21 protein-coding genes are annotated in these 25,640 nt (G+C 57.0%); 18 read left to right on the top strand and 3 right to left on the bottom strand.

The features are described from left to right. Window positions 1-8: 8 nt before the first annotated feature. Entirely contained in the window at window positions 9-536 is a 528-nt protein-coding gene (locus tag VEH04_05125) for a hypothetical protein (GenBank protein ID HYG22146.1), read from the bottom strand. Window positions 537-637: 101 nt separating this feature from the next. Between VEH04_05125 and VEH04_05120 the strand changes: the two genes are divergently transcribed. The 18 genes from VEH04_05120 (at window position 638) to VEH04_05035 (ending at window position 23,485) form a co-directional block, all read left to right on the top strand. Beyond that, a complete protein-coding gene (locus tag VEH04_05120; GenBank protein ID HYG22145.1) occupies window positions 638-1,603 on the top strand; it encodes a glycosyltransferase in 966 nt (321 codons plus the stop codon). 15 nt (window positions 1,604-1,618) lie between these two features. Next, a complete protein-coding gene (locus VEH04_05115; protein HYG22144.1) occupies window positions 1,619-2,620 on the top strand; it encodes a glycosyltransferase family 2 protein in 1,002 nt (333 codons plus the stop codon). Window positions 2,621-2,662: 42 nt separating this feature from the next. Next, window positions 2,663-3,994: a glycosyltransferase family 4 protein gene (locus tag VEH04_05110; GenBank protein ID HYG22143.1), complete on the top strand. Its 1,332-nt coding sequence runs from the start codon at window positions 2,663-2,665 to the stop codon at window positions 3,992-3,994. Window positions 3,995-3,999: 5 nt separating this feature from the next. After that, on the top strand, window positions 4,000-4,944 hold the full coding sequence (locus VEH04_05105; protein ID HYG22142.1) for a glycosyltransferase: 945 nt from the start codon (window positions 4,000-4,002) through the stop codon (window positions 4,942-4,944). A gap of 36 nt (window positions 4,945-4,980) precedes the next feature. After that, window positions 4,981-5,985 (top strand): glycosyltransferase family 2 protein, encoded by a 1,005-nt coding sequence (locus tag VEH04_05100; protein HYG22141.1) that lies wholly within the window; start codon window positions 4,981-4,983, stop codon window positions 5,983-5,985. Continuing rightward, window positions 5,982-7,196: a glycosyltransferase family 4 protein gene (locus VEH04_05095; GenBank protein ID HYG22140.1), complete on the top strand. Its 1,215-nt coding sequence runs from the start codon at window positions 5,982-5,984 to the stop codon at window positions 7,194-7,196. Before VEH04_05100 ends, VEH04_05095 begins: the two co-directional genes overlap by 4 nt. Next, window positions 7,193-8,242, top strand: coding sequence for a polysaccharide pyruvyl transferase family protein (locus VEH04_05090; GenBank protein ID HYG22139.1), 1,050 nt, complete (start codon window positions 7,193-7,195; stop codon window positions 8,240-8,242). The genes VEH04_05095 and VEH04_05090 overlap by 4 nt, the downstream gene beginning before the upstream one ends. 39 nt (window positions 8,243-8,281) lie before the next feature. Next, on the top strand, window positions 8,282-9,244 hold the full coding sequence (locus VEH04_05085) for a glycosyltransferase family A protein (GenBank protein ID HYG22138.1): 963 nt from the start codon (window positions 8,282-8,284) through the stop codon (window positions 9,242-9,244). A gap of 8 nt (window positions 9,245-9,252) precedes the next feature. Next, window positions 9,253-10,356, top strand: a complete 1,104-nt coding sequence (locus VEH04_05080; GenBank protein HYG22137.1) for a glycosyltransferase family 4 protein — start codon at window positions 9,253-9,255, stop codon at window positions 10,354-10,356. Window positions 10,357-10,426: 70 nt separating this feature from the next. Then, a complete protein-coding gene (locus tag VEH04_05075; protein ID HYG22136.1) occupies window positions 10,427-11,755 on the top strand; it encodes a Coenzyme F420 hydrogenase/dehydrogenase, beta subunit C-terminal domain in 1,329 nt (442 codons plus the stop codon). Next, window positions 11,752-13,113: a polysaccharide pyruvyl transferase family protein gene (locus VEH04_05070; protein HYG22135.1), complete on the top strand. Its 1,362-nt coding sequence runs from the start codon at window positions 11,752-11,754 to the stop codon at window positions 13,111-13,113. Before VEH04_05075 ends, VEH04_05070 begins: the two co-directional genes overlap by 4 nt. A gap of 15 nt (window positions 13,114-13,128) precedes the next feature. Beyond that, window positions 13,129-14,412 (top strand): nucleotide sugar dehydrogenase, encoded by a 1,284-nt coding sequence (locus tag VEH04_05065; protein ID HYG22134.1) that lies wholly within the window; start codon window positions 13,129-13,131, stop codon window positions 14,410-14,412. 304 nt (window positions 14,413-14,716) lie between these two features. Continuing rightward, entirely contained in the window at window positions 14,717-15,910 is a 1,194-nt protein-coding gene (locus VEH04_05060) for an outer membrane beta-barrel protein (GenBank protein ID HYG22133.1), read from the top strand. 15 nt (window positions 15,911-15,925) lie between these two features. After that, a complete protein-coding gene (locus tag VEH04_05055; GenBank protein ID HYG22132.1) occupies window positions 15,926-16,891 on the top strand; it encodes an exosortase/archaeosortase family protein in 966 nt (321 codons plus the stop codon). A 917-nt stretch (window positions 16,892-17,808) separates the two neighbouring features. Beyond that, window positions 17,809-21,036 (top strand): tetratricopeptide repeat protein, encoded by a 3,228-nt coding sequence (locus tag VEH04_05050; protein ID HYG22131.1) that lies wholly within the window; start codon window positions 17,809-17,811, stop codon window positions 21,034-21,036. A 538-nt stretch (window positions 21,037-21,574) separates the two neighbouring features. After that, window positions 21,575-22,141, top strand: a complete 567-nt coding sequence (locus tag VEH04_05045; GenBank protein ID HYG22130.1) for a VPDSG-CTERM sorting domain-containing protein — start codon at window positions 21,575-21,577, stop codon at window positions 22,139-22,141. Between the two features lie 491 nt (window positions 22,142-22,632). Further along, on the top strand, window positions 22,633-23,160 hold the full coding sequence (locus tag VEH04_05040; protein ID HYG22129.1) for a DUF6036 family nucleotidyltransferase: 528 nt from the start codon (window positions 22,633-22,635) through the stop codon (window positions 23,158-23,160). A 16-nt stretch (window positions 23,161-23,176) separates the two neighbouring features. Continuing rightward, window positions 23,177-23,485, top strand: coding sequence for a hypothetical protein (locus VEH04_05035; protein ID HYG22128.1), 309 nt, complete (start codon window positions 23,177-23,179; stop codon window positions 23,483-23,485). 150 nt (window positions 23,486-23,635) lie between these two features. Here the strand turns inward: VEH04_05035 and VEH04_05030 are convergent, their stop codons facing one another. Beyond that, window positions 23,636-24,346: a VPDSG-CTERM sorting domain-containing protein gene (locus VEH04_05030; protein ID HYG22127.1), complete on the bottom strand. Its 711-nt coding sequence runs from the start codon at window positions 24,344-24,346 to the stop codon at window positions 23,636-23,638. A gap of 259 nt (window positions 24,347-24,605) precedes the next feature. Further along, window positions 24,606-25,256 carry a VPDSG-CTERM sorting domain-containing protein gene (locus VEH04_05025; GenBank protein HYG22126.1) on the bottom strand — a complete coding sequence of 217 codons (651 nt, stop codon included), beginning with the start codon at window positions 25,254-25,256 and terminating at the stop codon, window positions 24,606-24,608. Window positions 25,257-25,640 lie beyond the last annotated feature (384 nt).

Here is a 25,640-nt window from a genome sequence, read left to right as displayed (position 1 = left end):
AACCAGGCTTAAAAGGATTCGATCTGGGAACTGGGGATGGAATGCTTCCGACTCTCCTTCAAACTTTCGGTCATAGAATGATGTTGTCCGATCTGGAAGACTGGCGAACGGACGCAGCAAAATCGCTCGACTTCGTGAAGGCGGATTGCTGCCAGCGCTTGCCATTCGAGGATGCACGTTTCGATTTCTCGCTTAGCTACAACTCGTTTGAACATTTTCCAGATCCAGCGAAGGCCTTCAACGAGGTTCTGCGAATTACTCGGCCCGATGGGATCCTGCATTTTAGTTTCAACCCCCTTTATTGTTCGCCTTGGGGGTTGCACGCGTACCGAATGCTGAGAATGCCATATCCGCAGTTCCTTTTCTCTGACAGTTTCATACAAAGGAAACTTGAGGAAATCGGAATCTGGGACTTGGGCAAAAAGCGGTCCGAACTCCAAGCTTTGAACCGCTGGAGAGCACATCAATTTGACGCCCTCTGGAATCGCCCCGATGTCGAAATTCTGAACCTTCAATGGCACGTTGACGCTGATCACCTGAATTTGGTTTCGGAGTTTCCGACATGTTTCCAAGGCCGGCACTTGACCTTTAATGATTTGATCACCTCCGGCGTTACGGTCACGTTGCGAAAAAAGGTATGATCGCAGACGCTGCGGAGCCTCGGGTATCGGTTATCATGTCCGTCCACAACGGACAAAAGTACCTGCGCTCTGCCGTTCGAAGCATTCTTGACCAAACTTTTGCCGACTTCGAATTCTTGATCGTCAACGACGGTTCTGTTGACGGCAGCGCCAGATTGCTTTCCAAACTGGCTCGCGCCGACCGCCGGGTGATCGTCATCGACACGCCGAACCAGGGACTGACCAAGTCCCTGAATCTCGCCATTCGGCGCGCTAGAGGGAAATTCATCGCGCGCATGGACGCTGATGACATCTCCCTGCCCCAGCGCTTCGAAATTCAGCTGCGCGCCTTCGATCAGAATCCTGAACTCGTTATTGTCGGAAGCGAAGTGTTGCTCGTGGATTCCCGCGGCTGGCCGATTGGAAAACGCGGTGTGGCATTTCAGCACGAAGACATCGATCGGCGGCTGCTGAATGGGGATGGCGGGGCTATGACCCATCCCGTCGTGATGATGCGCACGCAAGCCGTCCGGGATGTTGGCGGTTACGACGAGCGTTTTACCACAACGCAGGACCTTGATCTGTTCCTTCGCCTGGCAGAAATCGGCAAAGCAGTCAATCTGCCAGAGATTCTTCTCCTGTGGCGCCAGCATCCGGAAAGCATCAATCACCGAAAATTCACGACGTGGTCTGAAATGAAGCGAATGGCGCTGACGGCTGCGGCACAACGCCGAAATGTCGTTCTAAACGTCGACGCAATCGTTTCCAAACAGATCATCCCAACGAAGGAGCCGTTGCGCCGGCTCACTTACGCGCGGCAGGCGACGGCCAATCGCTACTATGTGGCCGGCCTGCGCCACGCCGTTCTTTCGACCGCAGCTGGCGAAGGATTTTGGGCTCAGATGCGCCTGGTGAAAACCTGCGTCAAGGGGATGACCAAGCAGGCTTTCGCCCCCGCCCTGGCTGCCCGAGTGAATCACTGAAGCGCTTTTTGCCGCATGAATGTTTCGATCATCATCTGCACTCGCAACCGCGCGGATTCTCTGCGCCAAACGCTGCAGAACTTCCGGGTTGTCCTCCCGTTGGAACACGGGACGGCCGAGGTGATTATCGCCGACAATGGTTCCACGGATGGAACACAGGAAGTCGCTCAGCGGGCCGAGATTCCAGGCTTCGAGGTGAGGTACGTGTTCGAACCTAACCGCGGCCAGGTTAATGCCCGGCACGCAGGAATGGCCGTCGCCAGCGGTCAGATCATCGTCTTTACCGACGACGACGTTCGACCGAGCCCGGGCTGGCTGCGGTCGCTCGTCGAGCCGATTGCCGCGGATCGTGCCGACGCCACGGTGGGTACGGTTCGCATTGCGCCGCATCTGTTGCGTAGTTGGATGACGTCGACTCATCGGGGCATGCTGACCTCCACAGAAAACCTCAATCGGCAAGAACCTGAAGCCATGGTGGGCGCGAACATGGCGTTTTCCCGCAACGTTTTGACGCGAGTACCAGGATTCGATCCCGAGCTTGGACCGGGAAGGCTTGGATTCTGGGATGACTCGCTGTTTTCGTTTCAGGTGAAACGCGCAGGGTTTCGTCTGCGGATGGCCGTTGAAGCCGAGATGGAGCATCATTTTTTACCCGATCGGCTTTCGCGAGCGGCGCTGTTGGATCGAGCCAAGGGCGAAGGGGAGTCGGAAGCCTATGTGGCGTGGCACTGGAAGCATCAATCCATCGAGTCGCCCACGTATCACGCCGGTCGTGCGGCTTTAAGGCTCTTTATGAAGCGGGTACTCGCCGCCGGAAAGAACATCCAATCGGAAGGATTGGAACTCTGGGAATTGAACCTCATTCGAAGAATCGCATATCTCCGGCATCTCAACCACGAACGCAGACGAACTCCTAATTACCAGCCCTACGGCCTGGTCAAGATCTCCGCGCCCCCGCAAGGCGGGAGGATCTCATCGCAAGATGCCTTGAGCGCCGCCGCTTCCACGACCAATTAGAATCGTGCGGCCGGCCGTTTTGAATTCGATTTGCCAGGTCCGATGAAGATTGCAGTTTGGCACAACCTACCCAGCGGCGGCGGAAAACGGGCGTTGTTCCACCACGTCGAGGGTTTGCTCGCCCAGGGGCACAAGGTGGAAGCGTGGTGTCCGCCGACCGCCGACCAGACATACCTCCCGCTCTCACAATTGTGCCGCGAGAATGTCGTTCCATTGGCGTCGCGGGCGGGGGGCAGGAAGGTGCGATGGCGGCCCGTCAGCGCGATGACCGCGCGTTTGGGAGCGATGGATGAACATTGCCTTTTGTGCGCCGCTGACATCCAATCAAAAGGCTTCGATCTATTATTCGCGAATTCGTGTGCCGCCTTCGCAGTATCGCCCATCGCGCGGCATGTTCAGATTCCTTCCGTCATTTATCTCGGGGAACCTTTTCGGCATTTGTACGAATGCATGCCGGGCTCGCAGCACGGAGCCGGTTTTCCATGGGCGGCGCTTCCCGAGCGCGCAGGTCAATCACGCAGTCGTTACTTCAAGTCGCAACTCGCTGACCTGCTCGGCAAACGCGCGCTGCGGCTCCAGGTGAGGGAGGAAATCAGAAATGCGAAAGCATTTTCCACAATCCTGGTGAATTCTCTTTTCAGCCGGGAAACCGTGTTGCGAACGTATGGACTGGAAAGCCGCGTCTGTTATCTGGGCGTCGATGTGAAAGGCTTCAAGCCTACGGGAGAACCGAAGGAAGGCTTTGTTGTCGGGCTCGGAGGTCTGTATGCGGCCAAGGGTCCCGACCGGGCGTTGCGTGCGCTGGCGACGATTCCCGACGCCGCGCGTCCGCCATTTCTGTGGATCGGCAACATGTCTCCCAGTTCAGGGTATGCGAAATCCCTCGCGGACCTTGCGCGCTCGCTTCAGGTGCGTTGGGAGACCAGGATCCGCGTTCCCGATGCGGAATTGGTGTCGATCCTGAGCCGCGCCAGCGTCCTGCTTTACACGCCGCGCTTGGAGCCATTTGGTTTGGCACCGCTCGAAGCCAACGCCTGCGGGACGAGTGTCGTCGGTATCGCAGAAGGCGGGTTGCGCGAGTCCATCCACCACGGAGCCAATGGCCGACTCGTGAATCACTTCGACCCCGACGAACTCGGGCGGCTTGTGGCTGAGCTCACAGGGTCAAGGGAACTTGCGCGGGAGGAGGGAGCGAATGCCCGGCGCCACGTGGAAAACCATTGGGCCGCGGCATCCGGAATGGCGCGATTAACGAATGAATTATCCCGGACTCTGGAAGATTTCCGGAGAATCCCCGGCATGAAAAGCAACCGTGCGGATATCACGGTGCAGAACGGCCCGGCAACTCACAAGGCGACGCTGGCAATGCCGTAATAAGAATGGTTGCGCATTCAACAAATGAGCTTACGCGGCCGGTTTGGTCGGTGATGATCCCCGCGTACAATCCGCCCGCAGAGTGGTTCAAGCAGGCCTTGGACAGCGTTCTGCAACAATCGCTTTCGCCGGCCGAAATGCAGATTGAAGTGGTGGACGATTGTTCACCAACAGTATCCGTCCAGGAATGGGTGCGACGAATTGCAGGAGATCGCATCGGCTACAGCCGCACCCCGAAGAATCTTGGGCTCGCGGGTTGTTGGAACTACTGCATCGAACGCGCACGCGGCACCTGGGTTCACCTGCTGCATCAGGACGATTACATCCTGCCCGGATTCTATGCAGCGTTGGGGCGGGCGGCGGAAGCGCACCCTTCCGTAAACCTGATGGCCACACGCGCGCATCTGGTCGATTCCGCGGGTGTGTCGAAAACGACAACGCCGAGAATTCCGGACCTGGAAACAGGCGGGACTGCTGTTGAAGACTTCTTTTACACCACTCCGATTCAATGCCCGGCAATCGTCGTCAGGCGTTCATTTTATGAGGCACACGGTGGATTTCGAAACGACCTGACCTTCTCGCTCGACTGTGAGATGTGGACGCGGGTCATCAGCAAGGGAGGCGGCGTGGTTCTGCCGGAAATTCTTGCGGCTTACCGCATGACGGACGTTAACCAATCGAGCCGGTTGAGTCGCACTGCGGAGGGTTTGCGCGACCTGCAACGCCTCCATCGAATCTTTTCGGAACGGCATCAGAGGTTCGACCCAAAAAAGGGGGCACGCGAAATCTGTGAGATCGCGTGGAAGCGCTTCCAGTTCTACAACAGCAGGGGCGACATCGAAGCCGCCAATGCGAATTTTGAATTCTGGAACTTGTTTGCACCCGCTTCCATGCGGCTGCGCAAATCCGCGCGGTCCCTCCCCGCCCGGCTCAAAAGACTGGTTCGTTGACCGTAGTATGCTCCACTGGATTTCCGTTATTCCATCGTGACCATTTCCATCATCATTTGCACGCGCGACCGGGCGGACAGCTTGCGCATGACACTGCAATCGATCGCATCTGCGGAAATTCCTGCCGGTTGGTCCGCCGAATTGTTGGTCGTGGACAATGGCTCCACCGATCACACCTCGCAGGTCTTGCAAAATGCCGTCTGCAACAATCTCCGCCTCCGCCACGTGATGGAGCCGACGCCCGGGCAATGCTTCGCCCGAAATCGCGGCCTTAAGGAAGCCACAGGCGACGTTATCGTGTTCACCGACGATGACGTCCGGGTTCCGTCCAATTGGATCGAGGGCATGTGCCGGCCGATCGCAGACGGACGCTGTGATGCCGTTGCCGGCGGAATTGTCTTTCCTCCGCACATCGCCCATCGCATGTCGCGCCCGCCCCTCGTCCTGTTGCGCGCCTGGTTCGCTTCGAGCGACTATCTCGATCCCGAAAAACCAGTGAACATGATCGGGGCGAACATGGCGTTTCATCGTCGCGTATTGAGTAAAGTCCGGGCCTTCGATACGCAACTCGGACCCGGTGCACTCGGGTTCTTTGATGAAGCCCTGTTCTCCTGGCAAATGACGGCGGCGGGTTTTCGTTTGAAGGGATCGTTGGACGTTGCCGTGGAACATCATTTTGACACAACACGACTGACGCGGGATTCGCTGCTCACACTGGCGCGCAAAATGGGAAGATCCCGCGCCTATATCTTTCATCATTGGAAGCAGCAACGTTCGCGCATGATCGTGCCCCGGTTGACCTGGGCTGAGCTCCAACTCGCCTGGGCGCGAATCCTGGATCGGAACGGCCGATTGGCGGGCCGCTTGCCGTCGATCGAAGTCATCCGTCAGGAGGAAATGAGGGCGTTTTGCCGCGAATATCTGGTCCAGCGAAAAGGTCCCGCTCGTTACGCCGTTTCCGGAACGGCTGAGGTCCAGGCAGAACCGGCTTCGACCGTTTGTCCGTCACCGGCGATGGCCAATGGGAGAGGCAGCCGATGAGGCCATCGATTCTTTTTCTTTGCACAGCACCTCCGCTGGGAAACAGCGGAGCCGGCGTCAGAACCCGGCAAATCGCGAAGACGCTTCACAGCCTTGGACAGGTGACGATAGTTGGAATTTCGAATCGTCCGTGGTCCAAGGAACAGATCGCACAAGCAAAGGCGGAATTCGACGTTGCGCGAACCATCACGTATCAACCCTGGCCGCACGTGGGCTTTTCCGGGCGCGTTCGCCAGGTTCTGGATCCCCAATATTTAAACTCCAACGCGGTCCAGGTTGCCCCGTCGGACCGGGAGTTTGTCGATGACCTGATTCGCCAGCGCGATGTCACGTGGATTCATACGCTCAAAATCGCCAATTCGTTTCAGCGGCTTCATTGGAACAGGTCAGTGATGGATGTGGATGACATACCGAGCCGATACCACACCCTCGCCGCGGCGCAGGCTGCCACTGTCGGTGCGAAGCTCAAACGCTGGCGGAACGCTTTTGCCGAAAAGCGTCGCGAGAGGTTGTGTCTGGATCGCTTCGATGTCCTCACCGTGTGCAAGGAAAGCGATCGCGAGCACTTCGACAATGACCCGCGCGTTCACGTCGTGCCGAATGGGTTCGCCACGCCGGAATCGGTCGCGCCCAGAAGTATCGTCCCAGGGCAGCCGCGGCTTGGAATGATTGGACATTTTGAGCACCTTCCGAATCTGGACGGCTTGAAATGGTTCGCGAGCGAGGTCTGGCCGCACGTTCGCAGCAAGGTTCCATCGGCCGAGCTCCGTTTGGTTGGAAAAGGCAGCGACTCCCTCTCGCAAAAGTTGAACGTCCCGCAGATCAAGGGGCTGGGCTTTGTCCACGATGTGGCACAGGAGATGGCGACCTGGTCGGGAATGATTGTCCCCACCCGTCTTGGCGGAGGTACGCACCTGAAAGTCGCTGAAGGGCTGGCGCGGCGAGTGCCAATCGTGATGACTCCTCACGGCGCCCGAGGATACGATGTCTCTCACGGGTGCGAAGCGCTGATTGCAGAAAGTAGTTCGGAGTTTGCGATCGCCTGCCAGCGTATCCTGCTGGATCCGGCCCTGGGAAATCGCCTCGCGGAGGCTGGATGGAGGTTGTTCAACACACGCTATTCGTGGGAATCCATTGCCCCTACGATCGCTGCGACAGTCGATCATTGCCTAGCATTGAATCCGAAGTTGGCTGATGCCGCTCTTTCATGAAAGTCGGCATCATTACTGTTCATTCCGTTCCCAATTACGGGGCGGTTCTCCAAGCCTACGCCCTGGCAACCTACCTTCAGAAAACCGGGCGGACGGTTCATACGATTGATTATCGACAGCCGCAACTTGAAGAGATGTATCGCTTGCGCTGGAAGTTGCCGCCGCCCGTCAACCATTGGATCCGCCTGCGCCGAAACACGCGGTTCGTGGAAAGCCAGTTGCCGCTCAGCCCGCGAAGATATCGTTCGGTTGATGAATTCATCCCGGACGTTGGCAATTACGACGCCTTTATCGCAGGCAGCGATCAGGTTTGGTTCACGGGGCCGGTCCAATATTTCGATCCCATGTTCTTCCTGAACTTTCCGGTGAACGGACAACGGAAGATCAGTTATGCCGCAAGTTCGGGCGGAACCACAGCCTTCGGTGAGTTCGAATCGCAGGTTAAGAACGCATTGGCGGACTTCGATCATGTGGGTGTGCGCGATTCGCACACGGCGAACCTCGTGGCGCCACTCTCTCCCAGTGTCCCCGTTCAGGTGGTCGATCCCGTCTTCCTTTGCGACTTTGGGGATTTGATCGATCCCAAGCCGCCGCTGAGCGAACCCTATCTTCTGGTGTTCGGCGACTTCACGCGCGGGCTTGGTCCGGCTCTCCAGAAGATCATCGAGGCAACCGGGCTGAAGACGGTCGTCTCTTTGCAATATCCCTGTCACCAGGCAACAAAGCGGATTCCTTCCCCCGGACCCGCCGAGTGGCTGTCATGGTTTCGCCACGCGTCTTTCGTCGTTACCAGCTATTTCCATGGAACGGCGATCGCCGCCAAATTCGAACGGCCCTTCATTTCCATCCCAACCCCGGGACGGCGAATCAAAGTAGCCACTATGCTGGATTGGATGCATTTGTCTTCGCGTTGCCTGTTGGACTCCCCTTCACCTGAAGCGGCAGCCGCCCTGGCCATCCAGCCTATTGATTGGAACCGATCCCGTGCCGCTCTGCAGGAGCAAATAAAGGTTTCGCAGCAGTTCATTGAAACTGCTTTGAAATAGAGCTGGTCCACTCGTTTCGACGCTAATTCCGCTTTCGCCGTGTCCACTGATCGATCCATCTGCGTTGTCATTCCGACGTTCAATCGTTCGCAACTTGTCGCGCTTGCCATCCGCAGCGTCCTCTCGCAAACGCATCCCCCTTCTGAAATCATCGTCGTCGACGACGGTTCCACTGACGATACATCCGCAGTGCTTGCAAAATTCGCGGATCGAATCCGGGTGATCCGGCAGGAAAACGGCGGGTTGAGTGCGGCGCGAAACACGGGAATCCAGGCAGCTCGGTCAGAATGGGTTTCATTTCTTGATGACGACGACGAATACGCTCCTGATCGGCTAGCAATTGCGTCGGCGAGCATCGAGAAACATCCCACGGCGGATGCTCACCTCACAAACACCGCGATTGTCGCGCAGGACGGGCCCGAACTAAACCTGTTCAAAATTCGCGGGGTGGAGTCGGGTCAGCTAATGAAACTGGAACGGCCGCTGACCTGGGTGCTGCGCGGCTGCTTTTTCGCGCAGTCATTGGTTGCCCGCCGCAAAACTCTGCAGGAGATCGGGCTGTTTCGGAAAACGTTTTATGAAGACATGGACTTGTTTGTGCGCCTCGCGCGGCAGGCACAATGGATCGTCGATGAACGCCCTGCCCTGCGCTTGATCCGACGACAAAACACGAGCGCCATGTCCGACGACTGGCGTTCCAAGCCGGTGACGCGATGTGAGGCCCTGATTCGAATTCATCGCGAAGCCCTCAATCATCCAAACATCACGCCCGCCGAACTTCAGGTAGTGCGAACGGGACTGGCAACGCACCTCTTCGATCTTGGGACCGCGTTGACCTTCAGTGGAAACGCCAGCACGGCACGGATTCACTTTTCTGAAGCGGCGCGAACGTTCCCCGCCCGCCATAGCCGGATTAAAGCAACAGCGGCGGGGATTGGAGGGAAACCGGTATTGAAGCTCCTTCAGAAGATCGCGCAGCGACGGCGGGGTCTCATTCGTTGAGCGCGCGCATGCATTCTCTCGTGAACTCTGATGGTGAAGACCGGGCACAGCGCGCTTTGACATTTGTGCTGCCGGGCGACGGCCGGTCGGGGGGCGTTCGCGTCACCGTCATCATGGCCAACCTGTTGCTCCAGCGCGGCTATTCCGTTCGGATTGCCTGCCCGAACAAGCGGGAGACGATGCGCAGCAAGATCGGCCGTCTGGCGGCATTCTGGCAGGGACAAGCAACGACAGCGGGTTTCCTGCATGAGTTCACAGGCACCGTTGCGTTCTACGACACTCTTGACGAACTGGATTTCCGGGAGGACGAAATCGTAATCGCGGTTGGAACTTACAGCGTTCCGGACGTTCGCGCGCTCGCCAAGCCTGTGACAAAACTGCGATTCAACCACGGCTTCCCCGCGAAGCCGAATCCGCTTCAGGACCAGGCGTGGCGAGGGTCCATGCCGACGATCACGGTGTCGAACACCCTGGTGGCAAGGCTCGAAGAAATGAGCGGTGAACCGGTAATCGCCGTCGTGCCGAATGGAATAGATACGCAGCAATATTTTCCAGAAGCGGGAGTCTCCCGGACGGGAATCGGAGCCGTTTTCAACAGCCATCCCAACAAGGCCCCGGAAGACATGCTGGCGTTGCTCGAAATGGTGCGACAGCGGTGGCCTGAAATCCCGCAAATCGTGTTCAGTACTGAACGCCAGCCCCGGCGCCTGCGGCATGTAAACTACACACGGCTCCCATCGGTTGCAGCGGCGAGAAACATTTACAATCGCTGCCGCATTTGGCTGCTCACGAGCCGAACGGAAGGCCTTCCGGGAGTCGTGCTGGAAGCCATGGCATGCGGTTGCATCGTGATCAGCACCGACAACGATGGCAGCCTTGAAATCCTTCGGCACAATGAAAATGGGCTTGTCGTTCAGCGGGGCGATCTCCCGGCGTTCCTCGAGCAGATCGACAGCGTTTTGAAGAACGATTCGCTTGCCCAACGGTTGGCTGCGGGCGCACTGGAAACGGCGCAGTCGTTCACGTGGAGCCGGGCTGCGGATAAAATGGAGAGCGCGCTCGCGCGAGTTCCGTCCGGGCAAGGGCGCATCGCCAATCTCTCTCAGTCATGACTTTCCGGCTCCTGGGATGGACCAAAGTAATCCAACGACATACCGTGGTTCCGCTCGTTTTTGAAACTACATGACGAAAATTACCAAGCTGCGCGATGTGGTCGATTGGCGCCTGTGCATAGGTTGCGGCGCCTGCGCTTACATTTGCCCTGAGGAAAAGGTGGAGCTTTGGGATTTCCTAAACGAGGGAATCCGTCCTGTCGTGAAGGAAACCGACTGCGCCTCATGCCGTCTATGCCTGGACGTATGTCCCGCAGTGCATACGAACTTCACTCTTCCCCCTGAGGACTCCGAACGTGTCGTGAGCGACCCGGCACTGGCTGCGCCAGAATATCGACATGATTGGGGGGAAGTTCTGGAGGTGTGGGAGGGACACGCCACGGATCCCGAAATCCGCTTCAAGGGTTCTTCCGGTGGCGTGCTCACTGCGCTTGCAGCGTTTTGCCTGGAGCAGAAGGGAATGCACGGCGTTCTTCACATCGGCCAGGATCCCGACGATCCCGTGCGAAATTGGACGCGCCTCAGCCGGAGCCGGGAAGAACTAATTTCTGCCACCGGATCGCGTTATTCACCCGCTTCTGTTTGCGACCATCTGGAGTGGGTTGAGGACGCGCCCGCCCCATGTGTTGTCATCGGAAAGCCTTCGGAGATTGCAGCCCTGCGGCGAGCCGAGGCGCTGAAACCGCAACTTGCGAGAAACGTTGGACTCACGTTGTCCTTCTTCTGCGCCGAGAGTCCCTCAACCGCGGGAACCGTGGCGCTGCTGGAGGGCATGGGTCTGAGCCCTTCTGGCATCAAAGACCTCCGCTACCGCGGTTATGGCTGGCCGGGACATTTTGCACCGATACGCCATGGCGAGACCGAGCCGTTTCAAAAGATCCCTTATCGTGATAGCTGGCGTCGCCTGCAATCGTTTCGCCCCTGGTCCGTGCATATGTGGCCGGATGGAACGGGCGAACTCGCCGACATCAGTTGCGGCGATCCGTGGTACGAGCAACCCGACGGGGAGAATCCAGGGTTCTCACTACTCGTGGTCCGGACGAATCGCGGCCGACAGCTCCTCCAACGCGCGATCGAAGCGGGTTATTTGAAAGTCTCGCGCGCTGAAGCATGGAAGTTGGTCAAGTCCCAGGGTTACCTGGCAAGGAAGAAGGCGTCTACGTGGGGTAGACTGCTGAGTCTGCGATGTTTCGGCGCTCCCACGCCGCAATTCAAGAATGCGCATCTCTTTCGCTGCTGGCTCCGATTGTCATTTGGCGAGAAGGTCCGGTCGGTGGCCGGGACAATCCGCCGCATCGTGCAGCGCAAACTGTATCGCCCGCTGAAACTGGATCATTCAACGGCAATACGGGTTCGCACGCGGTCTGCCCGACAACCCTCTGTGACGGCCAATCTGTGAGAACCAAATCGGACCCATTCATCGCGGTGATGGGCACTCCAATCAGCTCGCGCAACTGCGGGGTGCTGGCGCTCGGAGCGTCGACAATGAGTTTATGTGCCCGGGCATTCCAATCCCGCAATCTGGTGCTGCTGCTGGGCCATAAGGATAACCTGCCAGCGACTTTCCGGGTCGACGGCGAGACACAACAAGTAGCGGTCGCCAATTGCCGCCTGTCGCCAAGGGCACGAAAGGAGCACCTGCTGTGGATTCTCGTGATGGCGCTCATTTACCGGTTTGTTCCAATCCAACGATTACGAAAGCGTCTGCAGGACGCCAATCCATGGATCCACATTGCTGTGACCGCGAGATTGGTCGGTGACATTCGCGGTGGCGATAGCTTCAGTGATATCTACGGTTTGCAACGGTTCCTGTGGGGATTCGTCATGCAGTGGGTGGTCATCCTGGTCCGTGGGGAAATCATCCAATTTCCGCAAACCTACGGCCCGTACAAAAGTCGCGTCGCCCGCGTTCTCGCGCGGTTTCTTCTTCTTCGCTCTTCCGTGATCATTGCGCGGGACTTGGAAAGCAAACGCGTCGCGCAAGGGCTTGTCGGCAATTGCAAAACGGTTCTCCTCTCGCCTGATGTTGCGTTTTCTCTGGAACCCGTGGTGCCTGAGAACATTCAACTGGATCCCCCTTCTCCACCATCGTCCGTTGCGCGTTCAAGTCCCATTGTCGGCGTGAACGTGAACGGTTTGATGTTCAACGGTGGATACAACCGCCAAAACATGTTTGGCCTGAAGATGAACTATCCCCGGTTTCTCAAGGAACTGTTGTTGGCTCTGGCTAAGGAACAGCCCGGGGAAATCTGGCTGGTGCCGCACACGTATGCACCCAAAGGAAACGTGGAGAGCGACAACGATGCGTGCTTCCAGGTGCGCGATGCCCTGCCGGAAGGGGTCAGAAACCGCGTGCGGATCGTCACTGCGGAATACGACGCGCATCATATCAAGGGCGTCATCGGTTTGTGTGATTTCTTCGTCGGCTCGCGAATGCATTCGTGCATCGCCGCACTCTCGCAGGGGATCCCTTGCGTGGGCGTTGCGTACAGCATGAAGTTCCGCGGCGTTTTCGAAAGCGTTGGGATGGCTGAATGGGTGGCGGATGCGCGGAGCCTGACCACGGACGAGGCATTGGCGCGCGTGCTGGAACTTTATCGCTCGCGCGAGGGTGTTCGCCCAAAACTTGCGCTCAATTCCGATCAAGCGCGCCAGCGTCTGAACACCTTGTTTGCGGATCTTGCAAGTGGTCGCCTGCCGAGTTCGGAATTAGCGGAGCCTCAACTCCGTTCTGCATCGGCCGCTTCCGGGGGCTGATCGTTTTCGCAACGCATGAATGTTGGAGTCGTCGGACTGGGTTTTGTTGGCTTGCCCCTATCGTTGCAATTTGCGCGATCCGGGGTTTCCGTGCTTGGCTTCGATATCGACCGCGCCAAAGTCGATTCCCTGAACCGTGCGGAAAGCTACATCCAGCACATTGCCACGTCTCACATTGACGAGTGCATCCGGGCGAACCGTTTCTCTGCGACGACTGATTTCCACCGCGTCCGCGAAGTGGATGCTGTGATCATCTGCGTTCCGACCCCGCTGAACAAGAATCGCGAGCCCGACATTTCATATGTCCTTGAGACAGGACGGACGATCGCCCCGCATTTGAGGCAAGGCAGTCTAGTGGTGCTCGAATCCACAACCTACCCGGGCACTACCGACGAAGACCTTCGGAATGTCCTTGAGAAGACCTCGAAGCTTAAGGCTGGCGTGGATTTCCATCTGGCATTTTCTCCGGAACGCGAGGACCCCGGTAATTTCGAAAGCAAAGTGGCGGACATTCCCAAAGTGATCGGCGGCTACACACCCGCCTGTCTTGAAAAAACCAGGGAACTCTATTCCAAGGCGATCAAGACTCTCGTTCCGGTTTCTTCCTGCCGGGTGGCCGAAGCGACCAAGTTGCTGGAGAATATTTTTCGAGGGGTAAACATCGCGCTGGTGAATGAATTGAAGGTTGTCTACACCGCGATGGGCATCGATATCTGGGACGTCATCAACGCAGCGAAAACCAAGCCCTTCGGCTTCATGCCGTTTTATCCCGGTCCCGGTCTCGGCGGACATTGCATTCCAATCGATCCGTTCTACCTGGCCTGGAAAGCGCGCGAATACGGGCAAAACACACGTTTCATCGAGCTCGCGGGGGAGATCAATTCGGCGATGCCGGAATACGTTGTCCATCGTGTTGCCGAGGCGTTGAACGAAGCCAGGAAACCAGTTAACGGCAGCCGAATCCTGGTAATCGGGCTCGCCTACAAGGCCGATGTCGATGATGAACGCGAGTCGCCCAGTTATGTGCTCATGGAAATGCTCAAACAGCGCGGCGCTACGATCGACTATTACGATCCGTATGTTCCCGTCATCCGTCCAACGCGCGAGCATGCACATTGGACTGGAACCAAGTCCATTGGCTGGGATCAGAAAACGATTGAAAACTATGACCTCGTCCTGATCTCCACCAAGCACACCAACGTGAACTACCAGGAACTGTCGGACTGGTCGACGTGCATTGTCGATACACGCAACGCCATGGCGGGGATCACGGGCAAGGCGCGCGTCTGGAAGGCGTAACGGTGAAAAAATCTAAACGCTAAAATCTAAAATGCTGAGAGCTGCACGCGAGGGAGAACTCGAGGCACCATAACCTGCAGTCCAGAGTTTTAGCTTTTCAGCGTTTCCGCGTTTCACCATTTTCCTCCTCATGAACCTTCCCCACTCGCGCACGTTTCCCTCCCATCAGCGGATCCGCGTTTCGGTTTCTCAGAATTTGCGACGAAAGGTTCGACGATCGGCGCCAGGTCCGCGCTATCCCGCCTGGCTAGCCCTGGTTTACACCATCCTCGCTTTACCCCGGGCTCTCGCTCAACCAGTGCTCGTGGCTCCGCCACCCGTGGTCAACGCGCCAATTTCAGTCAACTTCGACCCCGCACCCGAAGAAGACCGCGAACCGGGCGCTGACCCTGACGACGCGATGGAATCTTCGGCGAGTACACCGCGCAATTTTAATCCGCTGGTCTGGGGCCCGTTCACCTTGCACCCGTCTGTTTCCTACACTTTCACGCACAGCACGGGAATGCCGATCCGCGGAGGGCGACAAGAGGATTCCATTGTTCAGTCTGTCACCCCGAGCATCAGCATCAACATCGGAAGACGATGGGTTGCAAGCTATACCCCTTCATTGGTCTTTTACTCGAACGAGGAACTGGATGATCGGCTGCAACATACAGCGTCATTGTCCGGCAATGCTCAATTTGACATCTGGAGTTTTTCTTTGGGCCAGAACTTTTCCATGAGTTCCGAGTCTCGCAGTGAAACAGCCACACAGACCGATCAAAAACATATCTCCACTTCGCTCTCAGCGGCGCGTGCCATAGGTCGCGACTGGTCGCTGCAGCTTCAGGTTTCTCAAAGCATCGCCGATCAAAGCGGCTACGAGGATGCGCAGGGAGGGAGCCGCTCCTGGTCGACGATGAATTGGTTGAATTACCATCTCGCTCCTCGAATTTCGCTGGCCGGAGGCGTGGGCGCCGGGTACGTCGACGTAAGTTCCGGCACTGACATGACTCATGAACAACTGCAAGGAAGAATCACTTTTGGACTTTCGCAGAAACTATCCGCTTCGCTGAACGCCGGAGTTGAAATCCGGCAGTTCCTCGATACCGACAAAGGAAGTCTGATCAACCCCTTGTTTGGTTTGTCGGTGTCGTATGCTGCGACAGAACGAACGACATTGGGCCTGGCGGCAAGTCGGAATATCAGCACTTCGTTTTTTCGGAATCAAGTGACAGAAAACACGTCGGTCACGGCGACGTTTACGCAACAAATCTTCAATCGCCTGGCTTTGAACATGAGCGCCAGCTACACAACCACGGACTACGAGGCGACCACGTCGGCCGTGTCAACGTCGCGAAAAGACGAGAATCTCGCGTATCGTGCCTCGTTGAGCACCGCGGTCTATCGCCGGGGAAGTTTTTCAGTTTTCTACGCTCGCAGCGAAAACCTTTCCAACTCCTCGGGTTTCGATTACGCCAGCAACCAGACAGGGTTTTCGTTCTCCTTTGGTTACTGACTCACCTGTGAAGCAATGCGTCCATTTATGGCCAATTTAACGCGACGTTCTGGAAACGACGCCACCCCTCGCGCAGTTCCACTGCCAGTCTCAACTTGGGGTTCCGACCCTTGGAAACTCCTGGCAGGTATAATCTGTGTTCTCGTCGTTGCGTATATTCTGCCTCTTTATGAGCTGGCTAGGTTCTCGTTCGGAAAAGACCTCTTTTCCCACGTGCTTCTGGTGCCTGCGATCACGGTGTATCTGATTCGCACCAGCCGGGATTGTTGGCCCGCGCTGCATAGCGGCGATCGGATGTTTTTGATTCCATGCGTGGCCGCGGTCACTGTGCTCATCGCTTATTTTGTCCGGCTGAAAACCGGTTGGAACGCACCGACGCAGGATCGAATTGCGTGGCTGACGTTGAGCTTCGTTTGCCTGGTTTGGAGTGCATGCTTATACAGCCTGGGGCGGGGATTCTGCCAAAAAATGATGTTCCCGCTTGTGTTCATGATTTTCATGGTTCCCTTTCCTCAGGCGGTGGAACATTGGTTGGAAGCAGCACTCCAGCACGGTTCCGCGGACGTGTCACACTGGTTCATTCAACTCTCCGGAACGCCCATCCTGCGCGATGGAACTCTGTTCACGCTTCCGAACATTAGCCTTCAGGTGGCGCCCGAATGCAGTGGCATCCGATCGAGCCTGGTGCTGTTCATGACAGGTTTGCTTGCCGGATATTTCTTCCTCCGGCGGACGTCGAGCAAGTTGTTCTTCGGAGCCCTGGTCCTCGGGTTGGGCATTGTCAGGAACGCATTCCGCATCTTTGTACTGGCGATGCTCTGCGTGCATGTAGATCCCAACTTCATACACTCGGCGCTGCACAGGCGAGGCGGACCCGTTTTCTTCGCGCTGTCGCTCATTCCGTTCTTTCTGATCCTCTGGCTCCTCCGGCGCTGGGAGAGGCGCGGGCTCAGGCCAAACGCTGAAACGCTAAAAAGCTGAAACGCTGAAAGGGGACTGCCTGTCGATAATGGATGTCAGATGATGGAGGAATCGGAGCCGGACGATAGAGATTAGAGATTAGAGAACAGAGGATAGAAGGTGGAAAGATCCGTCGTGGCCCTGTTGAGTCGGAGATTTCAGCTTTTTAGCCTTTTAGCTTTTCAGCATTTGGCCGTCCTCAGTCCTCAGTCCTCAGTCCTCCGTCGTCAGTCCTCAGTCCTCCGTCGTCCCGTAGTCCGTCGTCCTTTAGTCCCTGCTCTTTCAGCTCTTCAGCTTTCGGCCCCTGTCCGTGCGGTTTCCCGTCACACCCCCTCTCTTCCACTCGGGAGTGGAGGAGAGGGCCGGGGAGAGGAGGCGCCCTTTCTCAGCTTCAAAGGTCGAAGGAGGGAACGGATCAAAACACCCTCTTCCCCAGCCCCTCTCCCGCTCCTCACGTCGCAGGCGAGGGGAGGTTGAATGTTGATCCTTCGGAGTTTCAGCTTTTAGCATTTTAGCTTTTGGCCCTGTCCGTGCAGTTTCCCGTCACCCCCCTCTCTTCCACTCGGATCCACTCGGAGTGGACGAGAGGGCCGAGGAGAGGAGGCACTCTTTCTCAGTTTCAAAGGTCGAAGGAGGGACCAGACCAAACCACCCGCTCCCCCAGCCCCCCTCCCGCTCCTCACGTCGCAGGCAAGGGGATGTTGAATGTTGATCCTTTGGAGTTTCAGCTTTTAGCATTTGAGCGTTTCAGCTTTTGGCCCCCTCTGTCCCCAGTCTTTAGTCCCTTAGTCCTTTAGTCCCTTAGTCCTTTAGTCCCTTGGTCCTTTCGTCCTTCAGTCCTTTCCTCCGCGACGACTGATGCCCAAAGAAAGGCGCTTGTGGACGCCTCGCGGCACCTTATACTCGCGACAACTCATCAACCACCTATGTTTGACTTCATGCATCGGTTCCTGCTGTTGCCGCTCATCGTCGGGCTCATGGGAGTTTCCACCGGGTGCTCCAAGGCCGCGCGTGGAGACCGGCATCTGCAAAGGGCGGATCAGTACTTCGGCGCAGGCAAATATAGCGAGGCGGAGATTGAGTATATCAATGCATTGCGCCTGGACGGGAAAAACACGCATGCCATCAAGCAACTCGCCTTGATCTATCATTCGAGCGGCCGCATTGCACGCGCCTACCCCCTTCTCACACGTGCAGCCGAAACCCACCCGGCCGACCCGGAAATTCAGTTGAAGGCAGCGGAGGTACAACTCGCCGTCGGCAACGCTAATGCTGCTTTCGACGGATCGTTAAATCTTCTTCGTTCGAATCCCACCAACGCCGGAGCCGCTATTGTGATGGCCGAGGCGGTCCGAACCACAAATCACCTGGCAGCAGCCACGGAGGCACTGGAACAAGCGCGAAAAACCGCTGGTGATACCGCGCCACTCCTGACGGCTCTCGCGGTTATTCAGGCCCGGGCGGGAAACACACAATCCGTTTCTCATACGTTGACCCGCGCGGCGGCGGCGGATCCCAGATTCGGACCTGCGCAAATGGCCCTGGGATCCTGGCATCTCGCCCATCAGGATGTCACCAACGCACTCAGCGCGTTCAAACGGGCTTCGGAATCAGCTCCGCCGCGTGCCAACTTCCCCGTGCGCTATGCCGATCTTCTCGCCAAGGCGGGGCAGGTGGAGCAGGGACGACAAATTCTCACATCGATCACTGAAGCGACTCCTGACTATCTGCCCGCCTGGGTCGCATTGGGCGAACTGGAACTCTCCCAGAATCAACTCACAAACTGTGCGCGTGCCGTGTCCCGCGCGCGCACGGTCGCTCCGGAGGATTTTAACGCGGCGCTGCTGGACGGGCGATTGAAGCTCGCACAGCAGGAACCCGAGATGGCGATCGCCGCATTCGATAAAATGGCGGTAGACTTTCCCAAGGCGCCGAAGGTGCACTTTTACCTTGCGGCCGCCTATCTTCTCAAAGGAAACGATGTTGCCGCAGCGAAAGCTTTGGCGCAGTCCCTGGTGCTTGACCCAGAAAACGAAGAGGCACTCTTGCTGCAGGCACAGCTGGACATTCGGCGCGAGAATCCCACGGTGGCCATTACATCGCTGACGCGGTTGCTGGAACGGAAGCCCGGGCTTGTCGAGGCTCACTTGCTGTTGATCAACGCCTACATGCGCAATGGAGAACCCGAACAGGCGCTGCGACGCGGCGAGCAACTGCGACGGCTGTTCCCGGACAATGCCCAGGTCCCGATGCTGATCGGGAGCATTTACCTCAGCCAGAAAAAATCTGCCGACGCCCGCCGCGAATTCGAGCGTGCAGTTCAACTGGCTCCGGAAGCCCTTCAACCCTTCGAACAATTGGTCAACCTGGATCTTTCCGATAATGCACCCAGCCGGGCGCTCACGCGTATTCAAGAGAAGATGCAGCGGTGGCCAAAATCGCCGGTCCTCCCCGTGTTATTAGCACGCGTTCACTGGGCGCTCAATGAAACCAACAAAGTTGAAGCCGCCTTGCAACAGGCGATTGCCATTCAGCCCGAATATTCCGCGCCCTACCTGCTGCTGGCGAAACTCTACGTCGATTCCGGGGAATCGGCCAAGGCACTGAAACAACTGCAGAATAGCATTGAGCAAAATCCGAACGACGCCGCTGCTTTGTTTCAAATGGGCGTGATTCAGTCGGATACCGGTGATTACCAGGCAGCGGTGGCCACCTACGAGCGCGTGCTCGAAATCAACCCCAAGTTCAGCCCCGCTTTGAACAATATCGCGCATTTGTATTCTTCGAAACTGCCACAGTTGGACAAAGCCATTGCCGCAGCCCGCCGTGCGCGCGACCTCGCTCCGGCAGATCCTTTCGTCGCCGATACGCTCGGGTGGGTTTTGTTCCTGCGAGGTGACTTCTCGGGTGCACTTTCATTTCTGCAGCAGAGCGCCGACGCCCTCGTTCAGGATCCGGAAATCCAGTACCACCTTGGTTTGACCTATTACATGCTGAACCAACCGACCCAAGCGAAAACGGTACTTCAACGGGCCCTGGCCCTCGACAAGGACTTTGCTGGGAGGCAAGACGCACAAGAGCGACTTGCGGCATTGAACCTCGACACGAGCAAATCCGATGCGAGCACCATAGCAGCCTTTGAGGAACGAGTTCGCCAACAACCGTCAGATCTGGTCACGCTGATCAAGCTGGGCGAGTTGTATCAACACGCTGGAGCGACCACGAAAGCAGTGGCTCTTTATGAGGACGCCTTGCAGAAAAATCCGCGGAACCCGTCCCTCATGAAGCCGCTCGCGTTGCTGTATGCCGCGAATCCAGACTCCCGTGACAAGGCGGTGAACCTCCTGAAGGAGACCTACAAAGTGTCGCCGGGCGATGCACAAGTGGCGGCCGCGTTGGGACGCGAAGTCTTTCGTTCCGGCGACCATCCGTGGGCCTTGAGCCTGTTGCAACAGGCATCGCAGCGACTCCCGCGTGACTCGCAGGTCCTGTATGACCTCGCATGGGCACAACTCAGCGTCGGCCGCGTTGCGAATGCAGAGACCACCATGCGCCAGGCGCTCGAGGCCAATCCGGGATTCAGCGGCGCGGACGAAGCGAAGCTATTTGCTGAACTCACCGCGTCATTGAACGGAAAAGGCGGCGTGACGCAGTCCTTGCCTCGGGTTAACGAAGTTTTGAAAGATCAGCCCGATCACCTTGCAGCGATGGCGTTGAAGGGAATGGCGCAACGGGAACGCGGGGAATCTGTTCCGGCAATTCAAACCTTCGAGCAGATCCTGAAGCAATATCCTGGATTCCTGCCGGCGACGAAAGAATTGGCGCAACTCTATACGGCCGAGAATCCTGGCTCTGCAAAGGCCAATGAATTTGCTGCGAAGGCACGGACCGCATTTCCGAGCGATCCTGAAGCCGCGAAGACCCTGGGTATCGTGAGCTACGCGCGGAAGGATTATTCCCGGGCCGCCTCTTTGCTGAAGGAATCGTCGCTAAAACGCCCCCAGGACGGTGAAGTCTTCTTTTACTTGGGAATGGCGCAACACAGCCTGAAGCAGCGCACCGAGTGTCAGGATTCATTGCGCAAGGCATTAGCGCTGAACTTGTCTCCGAACCTCGCTGAAGAGGCAAAGCGGACTTTGGAAACATCCGTCGCCGAAAAAAAGTAGCGTGGGCCCCGTCGCTCAGCCTTTCAGCTTTTCAGCTTTTCAGCTTTTTGGCTTTTGACCCCTGCCCGCCCTCCACGCTCTATCCTCCATCTTCCGCAGTTCGCCCTCCCTCGCCACTTTCCACCCTTCCCTCGTGATCCTCCGATCCTTCATTCCCCCCTCGACATCCCCTCGTCCTGTAGTCCCGTAGTCCCCTCGTCCCGTCGTCCCGTCCTCAGTCCTCAGTCCTCCGTCCTCAGTCCTCCGTCCTCAGTCGTCGGTCCTCGGCTACCCTCCGTTTCCCCGTAGTTCGAGTGTTGATGGTTCCCGATTTCAGCATTTCAGCTTTTTAGCGTTTCAGCTTTTATCCGCAAGTCCCTCCGTCCGTTTGTCGGCTGCCTTTACAAACCCCGATTTCCATTGTCTGAGCGATTCTCCATAGCGCAACTCGATCTCATTGCAATGCAGCAACTTACGCCGCCAGGATCCTCTGTCTAAAACCTTGGCACGGCAGACGCTAGATGGGAGGAGAACACCGAAACACTAAGAACAAAATATTATGAAAAAAGCACTTTTAATTGCAGCAACCGCAGCGTTGGTCAGCTTGAGCGCCCATGCGGCACAAATCGACGGAACCGTTGATTTCGCCGGACCTGTGCGAACCGTTAATGCAGCGAATGCTACCGTTCCCGTGAGCGTCGCGACCGGCTTGGACTTCAATGCTGGCGTCAGCGGGTTTGCAGTGACTGGTTCAGGCACTCTCGGAGCCCTGATTCCGTCGTTCTCAACGGTCCTGTTCACCGACTTCCAGTTTAGCCCTGTCCTGTCGCCGAGTCCCGTGAGCCCACTGTGGGTTGCTAACGGCATCACATTCACGCTGAGCTCCGTCTCCATTACTTCTCAAACCGGAACCGGCTTGACGTTGTTTGGAACCGGCACAATCTCCGCTCCTGGATACGATCTTACGAGCGGAACATGGACCATCGGCGTTACGAGCCCTGACTCTGTTACCTTCTCGTTTCAATCTGGAACAGCCGCTGGCGTTCCGGATGGTGGAACGACGGTGATGCTGCTCGGTGCTGCGCTGTCAGGCCTCGGCCTGATCCGTCGCAAAATGGCGGCCTAATCAGAAACCGACCAAACTCATTTCGGTGTTTTAGTCGAAGGCCGGGAGAAATCCCGGCCTTCTTCGGTTTTATCCGGGTGTCCGCTGTCAGTCAGTTGTCCGTCGTTGCATGTTGGGAGAGCCATCCACAGTCTACCGTCCTTAGTTGTCCCGTAGTCCCGTGGACCTGTAGTCCAGTAGTCCTTTATTGGCCGTTGGTTGAGCGGTTGAGGGTTGAGAGGTCTGAAATTGTGTGGCCCGATCCCAATTCGATCTTCGGTGCTCGGTTTCCGGCATTTCAGCTTTTAGCATTTCAGCATTGGGCCGCGCTCCGCCCATCCGTCCACCATCAGTCTCGCAGTCTCGCAGTCCCGCAGTCCCGCAGTCCCGCAGTCCCGCAGTCCCGTAGTCCCGTGGTCCCGCGGTCCCGCGGTCCCGCGGTCCCGTGGTCCCAGTTGGTGCCCGGATAGTGTTGCCAACTCCGTTTTATCCGCGCATTTTTGAACCGGCACATGCGCTCTGAAACGACCAAGCCAAAGCTGGAACAGTTTATGGCCGCCCTCTCAGCGGAAGTCCAGAGCCCTGGACGGATCTACTTTACTGGCGGCGCCACCGCGCTGCTGCACGGGTGGAGGTCGTCAACGATCGACATTGACCTCAAGTCCGATCCGGAACCGTTACGGTTCTTCGAGGCCATCGCTTATCTCAAAAACAAACTCGACGTTAACGTTGAACTGGCCAGCCCGGATGACTTCATTCCGGCCCTGCCCAAATGGCGCGACCGAAGTCTCTTCATCGCCCGACATCGCGACGTCGAGTTCTACCACTACGATCCCTACGGACAAGCTCTCGCCAAACTGCAACGCGGCCATGACAGAGACCTCGCAGATGTGGCCAACTTCATCAAACACGCTCTGGTGGAAAAGCGACGGTTGCTGGAGTTGTTCCGGGAAATCGAATCGTCATTGATTCGTTATCCTGGCATCGACGCCGATATGTATCGGACTCGAGTGCGCCGCTTTTGCGAATCCAATCCTTAGCTTGCATTCTCCGAACGTGAACACCACAGACGACATTTGCGGCGGTCTTCCTGGGGAACATCTTGTCCGGAAAGGATTTGAGGACTTGAAGCAGGATCAATTCTCGATTCCGGCCTGTCTCGTGAGCATCGCGAGGACCCGCCTTTGCAGCACCGGAATATTTGATTGCGAGGGGCTCGCGTTTATTGCCGACCCGGAACATGCCCTTTACGCACAACTCAAGCGGGAGGACGGTGATGCCTATTCTCGCTACAACTCGCTCATTCGCGAATTGGTCAGCTTCGAGCAGGCGTTGGATCACAGACTCAGTAGTATCAAAGGTTGAAGCGCCGTTGACCGTTTGTTGTCGGCGAAGGATGGCAGGCGCAACCAATCTCCCCCGGGGATCAACCCGCCTAAAGAGTCGTACATAAAAAAAGGGCCGGATTGCTCCGGCCCTTTGATATTGAAATGTTTAGCGTTGCCCGATGCGTCCTTACAGCTTGCGGCGGAGGCCAGCGAGACCGAGCAGGCCGGTTCCCAAAAGCATCGCTGTCGATCCAGCGTCAGGAACTCGCGCGCCACCAGCACCGACCACGACAGTAATGTCAACTTCAGCCAAACGTGCTCCGCCAAGTCCGGCGCCTGCCTGGACAGCGAAGAGTTCGTATTCGTAGGTTCCATCAATCAGCGGGTTCCCGTTGGCGGGCCCAAAGACGATGTTTTGGGAGTTCTGGAACACGGTGTAATTGCTTGGAGCCAAAGCACCTTGGGCAGGCGTCAAACCGGCTCCGTTAGCCGTTGCAGCGGTTCCAAATTCGTTATCAGTCCAGAATGTCAGCGCATTCACGTATTGATAGTTCACGCCCTGGCTCGCATCAATGTCGATGCCAATGTAGTAGTCATATGCGGTAAGGGGAGCAGTTCCGGAACTGGCAGAAAATTCCCAATTCCAAACCGCACGATTGTTGGCCGGCGGAATTGTGCCTGTCGCAAACGAATAAACGCCGTTCACATTGGCAGTCGACGTTGCCGGATGGCGGTTCTTGCCACGGAGAGCGAGCGTCAGGCCACTGCCAGTGTCAGTCGTCCAGCCAGTGTTGGGATTTCCGCTTCCGAAGATTGCGGTAACATTCTGGTTGTAAGAATCGGCGGACGCCGACGAAATTGTTCCGACGAGTGCGAGAAGAAGTAGTTTCTTGTTCATGGATTTGTTTCTGGGTTTAGTTGCTCAATGCCCTATGCAAGTAGCGAGCCAAGCTTATGTTTAACGTCAGAATGTCTGGAAACCTTTGCGGTGCAGCTGTTTGCGTCGACCAGACGCCGAGGCCTGTTATCGCCCTCGAGACCGAATGTAAAAGAACCTACCCGGGATTCAGAAGTTTTACGGTCGGTTCCAAGAAAAAACCGGCCGGAATTGGCATCCCGGCCGGCTGTAATTTTTGTCTCGAAGGAGAATGGACCGCTTAGGCGGCCATGCGGCGACGAGCTGCAACGATGCCCAAGGCGGCAATGCCCGTCAGGACGAGGGAGCTGCCAGCGTCCGGGACACTCGTGCTCGTGATGGTTCCTTGAACGATTCCTGTCGAACCATCAAGTGAATTCACGGTGTAGGTCCCGGTAAACTCTGCGTCGGCGTTAGGGAAACCAGAACTGGGGAAACCTGCGTCGGGACCTGCAGTCTGATGCAGCGTGCCGTTCGCAATGAACGCCGGGCCAACGCCACTGAAATCGATTGTCATTGCGAGCGTTCCGAACGAATAGCTGAAATCGCCAGCGTTGAAGAGGCCGTCAATGTTTGAATCGTAGAAAATCCGATAGCTGCCTGTATAGTCGACTACAGCACCAGCCACGGAGGCTACGGTTCCATCCATGTTGTAGCGATACCGGTTCAGGTCGCCACCAGTGATGGTCGGATCTCCAGGGCCAGGGACGTAGGCGGCAAAGGAGCCACCCACGATGGAGAATTGATCTCCAACCTGGGCGCCGGGTGCGGGATTGTTATTGATGTTATTGACCGTCGCAGGAGCTGAAACGGCGGTGAAGGCTGAGGCGGATTGGGTGGCAATCACGCAGAGCGATGCCGCGCCCAGCACTTTTAAAGATGTTTTAATCATATTGTGAGTCTTCTGCCGCTGTTGGTTCGACAGCGCACCTACTCCTAAGCAGCATGGGTGCCTTTGTTTGAACAATTGTAAACGATGTCTTAAGCGCCACATCCACAGGTGTTTACAAAAGGTTGAAAACCGAAAGCGTGGAAAGCCAGATGAGGTGTTTGTAAAGCTGACCGACAGCTCTACCGTCGATATCGCGAGGTGGAAAAGCTGGAAGATGCCGATTTCGGCGGCCCACGGAGGGAGAGAAAACGACGAGTGGGGAAACAGCGTTCTTTTGCTTCGCTGAAAATGGCGCGAGTGCCTCCTCCCCCGGCCCCTCCTCCGGCTGCGCTCGGAAGTGGGGAGATTTGGGCGAAAGCGCGCAAGGCGGACGTCCCGTCGTCC

It is taken from the genome of Verrucomicrobiia bacterium (assembly GCA_035629175.1).
Lineage (GTDB): Bacteria > Verrucomicrobiota > Verrucomicrobiia > Limisphaerales > DASXHY01 > DASXHY01.
The sequence above is the reverse complement of the archived record's forward strand: the minus strand, read 5'-3'. Positions and strand labels throughout refer to the sequence as shown.